Here is a 13,254-nt window from a genome sequence, read left to right on the forward strand (position 1 = left end):
TGTTCTCTCCTGTCGGGTTCGGTACGAGCTATCGCCAGCCGGGCAAGCCCTGGGCGAGTCGGTAGTAGGCCTGGTTCCAGCGGAGGCGGTCCCCGAAGTCCGCCGTCGTGGTGGCCCCGTCGATCACCACGAGTTCGGTGTGCGCCATGTGCGCGAAGTCCCGCAGCACCTCCGCGCCGACCGCCTGGGTCAGCACGGTGTGGTGCGGGCCGCCCGCGGTGAGCCACGACTCGGCCGAGGTGGACAGCGCGGGCGCGGGCTTCCACACCGCGCGCGCCACGGGCAGGTTGGGCAGCGGCTCGTCCGGCGGCACGACCTCGATCTCGTTGGCCACCAGGCGGAAGCGGTCGCCGAGGTCGGACAGCCCGATCACCACGCCCTGCCCCGGTGTGGCGTCGAAGACCAGCCGGACCGGGTCCTCGCGGCCGCCGATGCCCAGCGGGTGGATCTCGCACGACGGCTTGTCCGCCGCGATGCTCGGGCAGACCTCCAGCATGTGCGCGCCGAGGATCTTCGGCTCGCCCGGCCCGAAGTGGTAGGTGTAGTCCTCCATGAACGACGTGCCGAGCCCGGTGCCGGTGCCCATCGCCTTGACCGCGGCCAGCAGCGCCGAGGTCTTCCAGTCGCCCTCGCCGCCGAAGCCGTAGCCGTCGGCCATCAGCCGCTGCACGGCCAGGCCCGGCAGCTGGCGCAGGCCGCCGAGGTCCTCGAAGTTCGTGGTGAACGCGCCGAACCCGCCGTCGGTGAGGAACCGCCGCAGGCCCAGTTCGATGCGCGCCGCGTAGCGCAGGGAGTCGTGCCGGTCGGCACCCGCGGCCAGTTCCGGGGCGAGCGCGTAGACGTCGGCGTACTCCGCGACCAGCGTGGAGATCTCGGCGTCCGCCACGTCGTCGACCACGGCCACGAGGTCGTTGACGCCGTAGGTGTTCACCGAGACGCCGAACCGCAGTTCGGCCTCGACCTTGTCGCCCTCGGTCACCGCGACGTCGCGCATGTTGTCGCCGAACCGCGCCAGCTTGAGGCCGCGCAGGTGGCCGTGCCCGGTGGCGGCGCGGGCCCAGCCGTCGATCCGGGTGGCCAGCTCGGGATCGGACGCGTGGCCTGCCACGGTCTTGCGCGCCACCCCGAGCCGGGTCTGGATGAACCCGAACTCGCGGTCGCCGTGCGCGGCCTGGTTGAGGTTCATGAAGTCCATGTCGATGGACTCCCACGGCAGCGCCGCGTTGAGCTGGGTGTGCAGGTGCAGCAGCGGTTTGCGCAGCACGTCCAGCCCGGTGATCCACATCTTGGCGGGCGAGAACGTGTGCATCCAGGCCATCACCCCGACGCACGCCGGGTCGGCGTTGGCCTCGAGCATCACCTGGCGGATCGCGCCCGAGTCGGTCAGCACCGGCTTCCAGACGATCTCCGCGGAGATGCGGCCGGAGTCGGAGAGCGTGCCCTGGATCTGCTGGGACTGCTTGGCGACCTGGTCGAGCGTTTCCTGGCCGTAGAGGTGCTGGCTGCCGGTGAGGAACCAGAGCTGGGGCTTGGTCGCAGGGGGCATGGCGGGCTCTCCTCGTGGTTCCACGTGCTCAGGCCTGCCCGTAGGCGGTGCGGTAGCGGACGTACAGGCTGTCGACGTCGTCCTGTGCGATGCCGACGGGCGTGCCGAGCTGGTGTGCGATGTGGACGGTCCTGGCCACGTCCTCCACCATCACCGCGGCCTTCACCGCGGCTCGGGCGTCGGACCCGATCGTGAACGGGCCGTGGTTGCGCATCAGCACGGCCGGGGACCTGCTGCCCCGCAGCGTGTCCACGATGCCGCGCCCGATGGAGTCGTCGCCGATCAGGGCGAACGGGCCGACCGGGATCTCGCCGCCGAACTCGTCGGCCATCATCGTCAGCACGCACGGGATGGGCTCGCCGCGCGCGGCCCACGCCGTGGCGTAGGCGGAGTGCGTGTGCACGACACCGCCGACCTCGGGCATGTGCCGGTACACGTACCCGTGCGCCGCGGTGTCCGACGAGGGGGACAGGTCGCCTTCCACCAGCTCGCCGTGCAGGTCCGTGACGACGATCGACTCGGCGGTCAGCCGGTCGTAGGCCACGCCGGAGGGCTTGATGACCATCAGGTCCTCGCCCGGCACCCGCGCCGACACGTTGCCCGCGGTCCACATCACCAGGCCGTAGCGGGTGAGTTCGCCGTGCAGCGCCGCCACCGTCTCGCGCAGGTCCGCGATCACCCGCCGCACCGGCGACATCAGCCGTTCCCCCCGGTCGCCGCGACGGCGCGCTTGCGCGCCTTGAGCCGGTGCATCACGTCGTTGCCGCCGCGCCCGAAGTGGTCGTGCAGCTCGACGTAGTCGGCGTAGAGGTGCTGGTAGGCCTCGACGTTCGCGGCGACGGGCCGGTACGCGGCGCGGCGCACCGACCCCATCGCGGCCGCGGCCGATCGGATGTCCGGGTAGGCGCCCGCGGCGACCGCCGCGTGGATCGCCGACCCGAGCGCGGGACCCTGCTCGGACCCGATCACCGACAGCGGCAGGCCGGTGACGTCCGCGTAGATCCGCATCAGGAAGGTGTTGCGCAGCAGGCCGCCCGCGACGATCAGCTCGGTGACCGGCACGCCGGAGTCGACGAAGGCGTCGATGATCCGGCGGGTGCCGAACGCGGTCGCCTCCAGCAGCGCGCGGTAGGTGTCCTCGGCGCGGGTGGCCAGCGTCTGCCCGACGACCAGGCCGGACAGCTCGTGGTCGACCAGCACGGAGCGGTTGCCGCTGTGCCAGTCCAGCGCGATCAGCCCGTGCTCGCCGATCCCCTGCGCCTCCGCAAGTTCGGTGAGCAGCTCGTGCACGGTGATGCCGCGGTCGACCGCGCGCCGGTGGTAGGACGGCGGGACGCAGTTCTCCACGAACCAGCCGAAGATGTCCCCCACGCCGCTCTGCCCGGCCTCGTAGCCCCACAGGCCGGGCACGATGCCGCCGTCCACGACGCCGCACATGCCGGGCACCTCGCGCAGGTCCGCGCCGCTGAGCACGTGGCAGGTGGACGTCCCCATGATCGCGACCATCTGGCCGGGCTCGACCGCGTTCGCGGCGGCGGCGGTGACGTGCGCGTCGACGTTGCCGACCGCGACCGGGATGCCCTCCGGCAGTCCGGTCCACGCGGCGGCCTCGGCGGACAGCCCGCCCGCGCGGTCGCCGAGCGCGCCGATCGGGTGCTCGACCTTGTCCACGACGAACCGCTCGAAACCGGGGTGCAGCTCGCGGAGGAACTCGGGCGACGGGTAGCCGCCGTCCTGGCGGATCCCCTTGTAGCCCGCGGAACAGGCGTTGCGCACGTACTGCCCGGTGAGCTGCCAGATGATCCAGTCGGCGGCCTCGACCCAGTGCTCCGTCGCCGCGTAGACCTCGGGCGCCTCCTCGAGGAGTTGCAGCCCCTTGGCGAACTCCCACTCCGAGGAGATCAGGCCGCCGTAGCGCGGCAGCCACGGCTCCTCGCGCTCGCGGGCCAGCTCGTTGATCCGGTCGGCCTGCCCCTGCGCGGCGTGGTGGCGCCACAGCTTCACGTAGGCGTGCGGGTTCCCGGCGAACTCGGGCAGTTCGGACAGCGGCGTGCCGTCGGCGGTCGTGGGCACCATCGTGCAGGCGGTGAAGTCGGTGCCGACGCCGATCACCAGGGCCGGGTCCGCGCCCGCGGCCTCCAGCGCCCTGGGCACCGCGTCGCGCAGCACGTCGACGTAGTCGGAGGGGACCTGGAGCGCCCACTCGGGCGGCAGGACCTTGCCGGTGGCGGGCAGCGTCCGGTCGAGGACCCCGTGGCGGTACTCGTGCACGGCGCTACCCAGTTCGGCACCGTCGTGCACCCGCACCACCACGGCTCGGCCGGACAGCGTCCCGTAGTCGACTCCGACCACGAGCGCGTCCTGCGGATCGATCGGCATGCGTGACACCTTTGTCCGTGCGGCTTGTGCGACGGATTGTTATCGTTAACATTGCGGCCGTCAACAGGGTGGCGCAACGTTTCGGTAACTCGGCGGACACCTTGTCAGCGCACGGGATCAGGCCCTCGGGACGAACGGGATGAACGCTCTCAAAGCGCGGCGGGCGGGGCCACGCTGTCGCGCACCACGAGCTGCGGCGCGATCGTGTGCCGGGTCGCGGTCGGCGTGCCCGACTCGATCTGCCCGAGCAGCATCGCGAGCGTCGCCCTGGCCACGGCCTCGAAGTCCGGCCGGATCGTGGTGAGCGGCGGGATGAAGTACGCGGCCTCCGGCACGTCGTCGAACCCGACCACGCTGACGTCCTGCGGCACCCGGCGCCCGCGTTCGCTCATCGCGCGCAGGATGCCGAGCGCGAGGTGGTCGTTCGCGGCGAACACCGCGGTCACCTCCGGCATCCGCGCCAGCATCTGCCCTGCCCGGTACCCCGACGCGGCCGTCCAGTCCGCGGGCACGACCGGCGGCACCTCCACGCCCGCGGCGGTCAGCGCGTCGCGCCACCCCTGGACGCGGCCGATGCTGTCGAACCAGTCGTTCGGCCCGGACACGTGCCACACCGTGGAGTGGCCCGCGTCGAGCAGGAACCGGGTGGCGTCGCGGGCGCCCGCGGCCTGGTCGACCGTCACCAGCGCGGCCGGGCGCGACGGGTCGCCGTCGATCGTGACCAGCGGGACGTCGGCGGGCAGGTGCTCCAGCGCCTCGTTCGCGGACGCGACGGGCGCGATCACCACGATCCCGGCGACCCGCTGGTCGAGGTGCTGCTCCACCGCGCGCCCGATCGAATGCCGGTCGAGCACGCTGACGTTGCCCACGCTGACGGTGAACCCGGCCTCCGCGGCGGCGTGCTCGAAGGCCACCAGCAGCGAGGCAGGCCCGTAGAGCGTCGAGTTCTGCGCCACCACGCCCAACACCTGCGAACGGCCCGTGACCAGGGCTTTCGCCGCCCGGTTCGGCCGGTACCCCAGCTCGGAGATGGCCGCTCGCACCCGGTTGCGGGTCTGCTCGCGCACGTTCGGGTGGCCGTTGAGCACCCTCGACACCGTCTGGTGCGACACACCGGCCAGCCGCGCCACGTCGGTCATCGCGGGCTCTCGCGTCACCTTGTCCACCGGCACATGTTATCGATCACATGGCCGAGTGGCGCACATCCGACCATTCCAGGGCTCCCGCGATGTGGACCGCGTTCGCCCCGACGCGGAATGCGGGTACCCGACAGCGGCGTTGCCCCTACCGACGCACACCCCCGCGACCACCAGGAGCACCAGCGCATGACGGCACCGGCCCCGCTCACCCGGAAGCAACTCAGACTCCGGTCGGACCGGGGCCCCGTCCTCATGGCGGTCATGCTCACCACCGGGCTGGTGGCGCTGGACAGCACGATCATCGCGACGGCCGTCCCGTCCATCGTGGACGACCTCGGCGGGTTCTCCCAGTTCCCCTGGCTGTTCTCGATCTACCTGCTCACCCAGGCGGTCACCGTGCCGCTGTACGGGAAGTTCGCCGACATCCTCGGCCGCAAGCCGGTGATGTTCTTCGGCATCGGGGTCTTCCTGCTCGGCTCGGTGCTGTCCGGAGCCGCGTGGAGCATGCCGGTGCTGATCGCCGCCCGCGCGATCCAGGGCATCGGCGCGGGCGCGGTGCAGCCGATGAGCATCACGATGCTGGGCGACCTGTACACGGTGCAGGAGCGCGCGAAGGTGCAGGGCTACGTCACCAGCGTGTGGGCGGTCGCCTCGCTGATCGGCCCCGCGCTCGGCGGCCTGTTCTCCGACTTCCTGTCGTGGCGCTGGATCTTCTTCGTCAACGTGCCGCTGGGCGCGATCGCCGTGGTGTTCCTGGCGCTGCGGTTCAAGGAGAACGTCGTCAAGCAGGTGCACAAGGTCGACTACCTCGGCGCGACGCTGCTGACGATCGGCCTCCCGCTGGTGCTGCTCGGCCTGCTCGAAGGTGGCGTCGCCTGGTCGTGGACGTCGTGGCAGAGCGTGCTGGTGTTCGGCGTCGGCGCGGTGGTGCTGGTGGTGTTCGTGCTGGTGGAACGCCGGGTGGCCGAGCCGATCCTGCCGATGTGGGTGTTCGGCCACCGGACGCTGGTCGGCGGCAACCTCACGTCGCTGGTCGTCGGCGCGCTGCTGATGGGCCTGACGTCGTACCTGCCCACGTTCGTCGAGGGCGTGCTCGGCACGGGCGCGCTGGTGGCCGGGTTCGCGCTGGCCGCGCTGACGCTGGGCTGGCCCGCGTCCGCGGCGCTGTCCGGCCGGATCTACATGCGGATCGGGTTCCGCGACACGTCGCTGATCGGCAGCGCCTTCGTGATCGTCGGCGCCGTGCTCATCACGATGCTGTCGGAGGACTCGGCCGTCTGGGAGGCCGCGGCGGGCTCGTTCGTCATGGGCGTCGGCCTCGGCCTGGTGTCGAGCCCCACCGTCATCGCCGTGCAGTCGACCGTCGGCTGGGACCGCCGGGGCGTCGTGACGGCCACGAACATGTTCAGCCGTTCGCTGGGCAGCGCGGTGGGGGTCGCCGTGTTCGGCGCCATCGCGAACGCCTCCCTGGCCTCCAGGTTCGCCGAGCCGCCCGCGGACGTCGCGGGGCGGCTGCCGCCGAGCGTGGACGCCACGACCGTGGTGCTGGGCGGCCACGCCGATCCGGACTCGCCTGTCGTCACGTTCGTGCGCGGGGCGCTGGACGAGGCGACGCACAACGTCTTCGTCGCCATGGCCGTGGTGGCGGCGTTCAGCGCGCTGACCGTGCTGCTCATGCCGCGCCGGACGAAGGAAATCACGTTCTGAACCGGTCACGATTCGGGAATCGCCATTGCCGAATCCCGTGGAGCGCGATCCGAACACGCCGGTCGCACCGGATGCCGGTCGAAACCCGACCGGCATCCGAATCGACCGCAATTCACCCCACCGTGCCCTTGGGTTCGGCGATCATGTCGTTCTCCGAAGTGAAGAGCGTCCACAGCAGGACGGCCACGACAAGACCGCCGAGCACGAAGACCGGGAACACGAGGTTGAACACATCCGTGCCGACCGGCGGGACGATCGCCGGGTTCACGTCGACACTCACCGCTGCCATGCCGGTGAAGTGCATCCCGGTCACCGCGACGCCCATGATGAGCCCGGCGCCCACGCGCGCCGGGGTCGTCTTGACCACGAGGGTGAACCAGAAGGCCGCGGTGGCGGCGACGATGGCGATGGCGAACGACGCACCCACGAGCAACGGGTCGTAGGACAGCTCGCCCTGGAACCGGATCGCGGACATCCCCATGTAGTGCATGCCCGCCACGCCGAGGCCGGACACCACACCCGCGCTCACGAGGCGCACCTTGGTGAACCTCACGAGCGTGACCATCGACAGGCCGATGCCGACCATGACCACCGCGATCAGCGCGGACAGGGCCGTGAGCGGCGCGGAGTACTTCACGACGCCGGAGCTGACGTCGAAGCCGAGCATCGCGATGAAGTGCATCAGCCAGATCGCCACGCCGCCGATGGCGAACGCGCCGAAGACCGTCCAGGTCACCTTGGAGCGGCGTCCCGTCTCCGACCGGGCCCTGGCCATGCACGACAACCCGATCAGCGAACCGATCACCGAGATCGCGTAGGCGAGCAGCGGGGTCCACAGACCCGAAGAGAAGTGCTGCATCGAATCGTGGTTCACAAGCACACCGGTCCTTGGATGGGGGTGGTTCCCGGTCGTCGCTTCCGCGCACAGCGCGTGACTGGTACGACCGGCCTGGCTCTCAGAGGCACGTCCAACTAGTAACCCCTGATCGCATGGACCACCAGTTCTGATGTGATGCCGTGATCGGTTCGAGATAATAATTGGAAATTCAACTACCTTCTGTAGTCAACAGGGCACCGAGCGGCCGCAACAACCGATCCAGAGCCCCCTACAACACTTCGGTCCGGGAGCGCTCCCAGAGATGCGGAATCGTCATCGCCGATCTTCCAGTCACATAACCACTAGGCCATTCGTGTCGCGAAAAATGCCGGATGCTACCGAGACGGCCATCCACCGGAGAAGCACTTCTCGAATGGACCAAACGGGAGTCAAATCCCGGAAATGGTGATGGATGATCACTTTTTCGCCGCCGGTCGCCCGCGCGTCCTCCGGATTTCCCATCACGGGTTTCGTCACGCCCGGCGGCGCCTCGTCAGACGGTGAGACCGCACACGATCGGGGCGATCGGGCGTTCCCGTGTGGCGCTCGGGACTGGACATAAGGGACACTGGTTGCGGTAAGCGGAGGGGAGTACTCCCAACGCGGCGGTGCCGTCAACACGGAGTCAGGTTTCGCTCCCGGTGCCGCCGGTCGGTGTGAACCGGCGGAGGAGACCTCCGGTCATCGGCGCGTTCGCCATGTTCCGGAGGGTGTTTCCGCATGTCTGTTCCACTGTGGTTGTGGCTCGCGACGGTCGTGGGGCTGCTGCTCCTGCTGGCCGTCGACCTGGTTCTCGTCGGCCGCAAACCGCATGAGGTCTCGCTCGGCGAGGCCGGTCGCTGGGTGACGTTCTACGTCTCGGTGGCCGTGCTGTTCGGCATCGGCCTCTGGTACTTCGCCGGAGGTGTCCCGGCGGGCGAGTTCTTCGCGGGGTACATCACCGAGTACTCGCTCAGCATCGACAACCTGTTCATCTTCCTGATCATCATGAACACGTTCAAGGTGCCCGCGATCCACCAGGGGCGGGTGCTTCTGGTCGGCATCCTGATCGCCCTGGTGATGCGCGGCATCTTCATCGCCGTCGGCGCGGCGGTCATCGCGCAGTTCAGCTGGGTGTTCTACCTCTTCGGCGCCTTCCTGATCTACACCGGCTACAAGCTGGCGCGGACGGGCCACGACGAGGACGAGGAGTTCAAGGAGAACGCCTTCCTGCGCTTCGTGCGCCGGATCTTCCCGGTGGCCGACGAGTACCACGACTCGAAGTCGTTCATCAAGGTCGACGGCAAGCGCTTCGTGACCCCGATGTTCATCGTGATGATCGCGATCGGCAGCACCGACCTGCTGTTCGCGCTCGACTCCATCCCGGCGATCTTCGGCCTCACCAAGGAGCCGTTCCTCGTCTTCACGGCCAACGCGTTCGCGCTGATGGGCCTGAGGCAGCTGTACTTCCTGCTCGGGGGCCTGCTCAACAGGCTCGTGTACCTGTCGATCGGCCTGTCGCTGATCCTCGCGTTCATCGGCGTGAAGCTGATCCTGGAGGCGCTGCACACCAACTCGCTGCCGTTCCTCAACGGCGGCGAGGCGCTGGCGGTCCCGACGATCGGCATCGCTGTCTCGCTCCCGGTGATCATCGGCATCCTGGTGGTCACCACGGTGGCGAGCCTGGCCAAGTCCAAGCGCGACGAGAAGGCCGCGCGCGCCTCGTAGGACCACTCCCCCTGGGCACCCCGCCCTAGGGGGATCCCGCGTGCTCAGAAGTGCGTGACGGGCCGTTCCTGCCGCACGCCGTCGAGGACGACGTCGACCTCCTCGTTGTAGAACGCGACCAGACCGGCGATCGGCAGCAGCTCCTTCGTGGGGAAGCTGTAGCTCCACGCCAGGTCCTGGTGCGTGCCGGCGGGCGTGGTGACCGACCAGTAGTCGGTCGTCGTCCCCTTGTACGGGCACGCGGTCACCGTGGCGGTGCGGGTGAGCACGCGGAAGTCGACGTCCGTGCGGCTGAGGTAGTAGCGGGTGGGCAGGCCGGTCTCGAACACCATCACCGGCGCCGACGACTCGGCGACCACCACCCCGTCCACCTCGATCCGCACCGCGCGCGACGACCGCAGGGCGTCCACCCGCACGTACGGGCTACGTGGGTGCACGAAGACCTGCTCGTCCTCCTCGAACCACTGGTCCGCCGCGGCCCAGTCGAAGCGCACGGCGTCGTGGAAGTCCGGGTGGTGCAGGGCAGCCCCGACCCGGTGCTCACCGGCGGCGCGGACGCCGTGGACGCGCGCGAGCCCCCGGCTGGTGCGCCGCTCGTGGTGCTCGTCCACCAGGACGTCGGGCCGGACGTCGGCGCGCGGGACGTAGTACTGCGGGTAGAACCGGTGCTCCCAGACGTGGAGCGCGCGCGTGGTGTCGAGCACGACCTCGCCCGCCAGCAGCGCGCGGATGCGGCGCGGGACGGGCTGCACGTGGTCCACGGGCACGGGCGGGGCGGGGTAGTCGGTCATGTCCGCACGGTAGTACCCGCTGCTGGAGGGCGTGATCGAAAATTGTCGGTGCTGCCGGCTACCTTGGTCCCATCGCGTCACCGGGGTCCCGAGGAGAGATCAGAATGCCTGCTGCCACCACGTACCTGGAGCTGTCCGAGACGGACGGCGGTGCCCACAAGTTCTACGAGGTGCACGTGGCCGACACGAGGGTGACGATCACCTACGGGCGCATCGGCGAGACGGGGACGATCCGCGACGCGACGTACCCGGACGCCGCCAAGGCCGTGAAGGCGGCCGAGAAGAAGATCGGCGAGAAGGTGCGCAAGGGGTACGCGCCCGCCGTGAAGGGCGTGCGGCAGCGGCGCGCGGTCAGCAGGCGGCAGATCGCCAGCGTCGTGTCCACCGCGCACCAGGCGCCGGTGCTGTGGCGGTTCGCGTCCGGCGCGCCCGCGTTCGGCATCTTCGTCGGCGAGGACCAGGCCTGGGTGGGCAACGAGAGGGGCGACGTCTTCACGCTCACCCACGACGGCGCGGTCACCGGCCGGTACGGCCTGCCCGACGGGGTGAAGTGCATCGTGGCGGACGACTTCTGGATCTACGCGGGGTGCGACGACGGCCGCGTGTACGACCTGGGCGGCAAGGTGCCCAGGGTCGCCTACGAGATCGCCAGCAACGTCGACATCTACTGGCTGGACATCGACGACGGCGTGCTCGGCGTGTCCGACCGGCAGGGCGGCATCACGATCGTCGACCACGAGGACGAGTTCCAGTGGTCGCGGCCGAGCAGCGGTGACGGCGCGTGGATGGTCCGCTGCGCACCGGAGGGCGCTTTCCACGGGCACTCGCGGGGCGTCACGCACTACGCGGCGCGGTCGGGTGACCAGGTGTGGCACACGGACACCAACGGGGACGTGCTGTTCGGGTGGCAGGAGCCCGCGGAGGTCTTCGCGGGGACCAGTCGGGGGTGGGTGCACCGGCTGGCGAAGTCGAACGGGGCGGAGATCGCGCGGTACCGGTGTGACGCGGCGGTGTTCTCGTGCGCCACTTCGCCGGATGGTGAGTACGTGTTCGCCGGGGACAGCCATTCGTCGGTGTACTGCTTCGCCGCGGATGGGACGCGGTTGTGGAAGTTGGGGACGGGGTGCGGGTCGGCGTTCTCGATGCAGTACCGGGATGAGCGGTTGTACATCGTGACGACCGATGGGTCGTTGGCGTGCATCGACGCGAGTCCGGCTGCGGTGGGGGCGGCGGAGCAGGGGCGCGTGCCGATGCGGAGTGATGTGAAGGCGGACGGGTGGAAGAGGGTGGAGGCGACCGCTGAGGTGGAGACGGTGGTCGTGAGTGGTGGCGGGGTGGTGGTGGAGTGCGTGCAGGTCGGGGGGAGGTTGAGGGTGCATGTGGTGTCGGAGGGGTATGACCGGGGGCGTGGGGTGCAGTTCCCGAAGGACATTCGGGTGGCCGGGGCTCGGTATGTGGTGACGGAGATCCACAGTTCGGCCAGTGGGGGGTTTTATCGGGCTCGGGGGGAGATCAAGAGGCTTTTGTGATGGTGGGGCTGGGGGTCGCATTCAACGTGAGCGGGTGGCCGGGGCTGTCGTGCTGGGTTGCCGGTGTTGGATTCAATGTGGTTGGACGGGTGCCGTGCTGGGTCGCCGGTGTCGGATCCAGGATCTCCGGGTGCGGCCGGCTTGACTTGGGGCCCCTTTTTTGGGCCTAGTCGGGCTAAAAGGGCAGGTGGTAGAGATGCCCGCCGACCAATTATAGGCCCAAAAACCCCAAGTCAAGCCGGCCGCACAAGCGGACGAGTGCTGCTCGGTGGGTGGTCAAACGGCAAGTCTGCTCGGTGCCGTTGTGGTCGGGTAGACCTGTTCGGTGGTGTGGGTGGGTGGGCAGGTCTGCTCGGTGGTGTGGGTGGTTTGGCAGTTGTCTGTCGTTAGCGGGGTACGCAGGTGAGGGGGGTGTTCTTGGGTGGGGTGCCGGTGCCGACCAGGCCGAAGCTGATGGTTTTCGAGATTTCTACGGTGCCGTTGTAGGCGGCGTTGACGGCGCGGACGGAGCGGCCGTTCTGGGTGATGGTGGCGTCCCAGGAGTTCTGCACGCGTTGGTCGCCGGGGAACGTCCAGTCGACTTCCCAGCCGGTCAGGGGGCGGCCGCCGGAGTTGGTGATCACGATGGTGGCGGTGAAGCCCTCGGGCCAGGTGGTGCCGATGGTCAGCTGGGCTGAGCAGGCGGCGGGGCCGAGGGGTTTTGAGGTGGTGGGGGGTGCTGGTTGAGGTTCGTCGACGGTTACCGAGAACTCGTCGATGGCGTTGCCCGCGCCGCCGCGCCACAGGTTGAAGCCGGCCTCCACGCCGATGAGGTACCACTCCGGTTTGATCCAGCCCCGGTTCTGCGCGTCCTTGGTGAACGCGCGGATGTCCAGGTCCTCCACCGAGGTCACGGCGCCGACGCGTTCGTAGATCACCCGGTTGCGGCCGTCTGCCTTCTCGAACCACACGTCCCAGCTCGCGCCCGCGATGGGCATCGCGCCCGCGACCATGACGCCGCTCGGCCGGACGTCGCCGTTGCTGCGCAACCAGATCGCCATCTCGGCGCCGTCGGGCGCGCCGTCGACGGCGGGCTTGCTGTGGAACCAGACGGCGTAGGCGGCGTTGTAGGTGCCGCCCTCCCCCGCGGTGCCCACCAGGTCGCTGGTGATCGCGGGCAGCCGGGAGACCTGCACCGGGAGGCCGCTGTTGTCCGAGCACGTCCCGAAGTGGCAGCCCTTCACCAGCGCGGGCGACGCGGCGGGTGCGCCGTTCGCCGGGCGGTCGTGTTCGGCGCGCTCGACCTTGAGCGACCGGTCCCCCACGTCCACGCACTGGGCGGTGTCGGCGCCCCAGATGTTGTTGAGCGCCAGGTACTCCTTCCCCCCGGCGGGCGCGGTGTCCTCCTTGCCGCACAACTTCGTGGTCGAGGCGACGGACCCGGCGGGCAGCGCGGCCAGCAGGACCAATCCCACCGCGGCGGCCAGGACGGCGCCCACGATGCCGACCGCCGCCAACGTGAGGGAGACCCGGAAGGCCAACTACGCCAAGGGATGGCTCATCGCTGCGCTCCTCGGAGGAACCGAACGGTGCTTGACGC

General features: G+C 69.7%; 10 protein-coding genes. 3 read left to right on the forward strand and 7 right to left on the reverse strand.

Annotated elements, in window-relative coordinates; genetic code table 11:
* Nucleotides 1-28: 28 nt before the first annotated feature.
* The 4 genes from araA to RM788_RS11445 form a co-directional block, all read right to left on the reverse strand.
* On the reverse strand, nucleotides 29-1,546 hold the full coding sequence (gene araA / locus RM788_RS11430; RefSeq protein ID WP_315931587.1) for an L-arabinose isomerase: 1,518 nt from the start codon (nucleotides 1,544-1,546) through the stop codon (nucleotides 29-31).
* A gap of 28 nt (nucleotides 1,547-1,574) precedes the next feature.
* The gene (locus RM788_RS11435) at nucleotides 1,575-2,243 is read right to left on the reverse strand and encodes an L-ribulose-5-phosphate 4-epimerase (RefSeq protein ID WP_315931588.1); all 669 of its coding nucleotides are present in this window, start codon (nucleotides 2,241-2,243) and stop codon (nucleotides 1,575-1,577) included.
* A complete protein-coding gene (araB, locus tag RM788_RS11440; RefSeq protein ID WP_315931589.1) occupies nucleotides 2,243-3,925 on the reverse strand; it encodes a ribulokinase in 1,683 nt (560 codons plus the stop codon). Before araB ends, RM788_RS11435 begins: the two co-directional genes overlap by 1 nt.
* Nucleotides 3,926-4,074: 149 nt before the next feature.
* The gene (locus RM788_RS11445) at nucleotides 4,075-5,064 is read right to left on the reverse strand and encodes a LacI family DNA-binding transcriptional regulator (protein WP_315934613.1); all 990 of its coding nucleotides are present in this window, start codon (nucleotides 5,062-5,064) and stop codon (nucleotides 4,075-4,077) included.
* A 186-nt stretch (nucleotides 5,065-5,250) separates the two neighbouring features.
* On the opposite strand from RM788_RS11445, the gene RM788_RS11450 reads away from it, so the two are divergent.
* Nucleotides 5,251-6,771 (forward strand): MDR family MFS transporter, encoded by a 1,521-nt coding sequence (locus RM788_RS11450; RefSeq protein WP_315931590.1) that lies wholly within the window; start codon nucleotides 5,251-5,253, stop codon nucleotides 6,769-6,771.
* A 112-nt stretch (nucleotides 6,772-6,883) separates the two neighbouring features.
* Here RM788_RS11450 and RM788_RS11455 read toward each other — a convergent pair whose 3' ends face one another.
* Nucleotides 6,884-7,630, reverse strand: a complete 747-nt coding sequence (locus RM788_RS11455; RefSeq protein ID WP_315931591.1) for an MHYT domain-containing protein — start codon at nucleotides 7,628-7,630, stop codon at nucleotides 6,884-6,886.
* A gap of 738 nt (nucleotides 7,631-8,368) precedes the next feature.
* Here RM788_RS11455 and RM788_RS11460 point away from each other — a divergent pair.
* A complete protein-coding gene (locus RM788_RS11460) occupies nucleotides 8,369-9,355 on the forward strand; it encodes a TerC family protein (protein WP_315931592.1) in 987 nt (328 codons plus the stop codon).
* 44 nt (nucleotides 9,356-9,399) lie between these two features.
* On the opposite strand, the gene RM788_RS11465 is transcribed toward RM788_RS11460, so the two are convergent.
* Nucleotides 9,400-10,146 carry a DUF427 domain-containing protein gene (locus RM788_RS11465; RefSeq protein ID WP_315931593.1) on the reverse strand — a complete coding sequence of 249 codons (747 nt, stop codon included), beginning with the start codon at nucleotides 10,144-10,146 and terminating at the stop codon, nucleotides 9,400-9,402.
* Between the two features lie 104 nt (nucleotides 10,147-10,250).
* Here RM788_RS11465 and RM788_RS11470 point away from each other — a divergent pair, with 104 nt between their 5' ends.
* Nucleotides 10,251-11,675, forward strand: a complete 1,425-nt coding sequence (locus RM788_RS11470) for a WGR domain-containing protein (protein ID WP_315931594.1) — start codon at nucleotides 10,251-10,253, stop codon at nucleotides 11,673-11,675.
* 386 nt (nucleotides 11,676-12,061) lie between these two features.
* Here RM788_RS11470 and RM788_RS11475 read toward each other — a convergent pair whose 3' ends face one another.
* Nucleotides 12,062-13,195, reverse strand: coding sequence for a cellulose binding domain-containing protein (locus tag RM788_RS11475; RefSeq protein WP_315931595.1), 1,134 nt, complete (start codon nucleotides 13,193-13,195; stop codon nucleotides 12,062-12,064).
* Between the last annotated feature and the right edge of the window lie 59 nt (nucleotides 13,196-13,254).

It is taken from the genome of Umezawaea sp. Da 62-37, assembly GCF_032460545.1.
Classification (GTDB): Bacteria; Actinomycetota; Actinomycetes; order Mycobacteriales; family Pseudonocardiaceae; genus Umezawaea.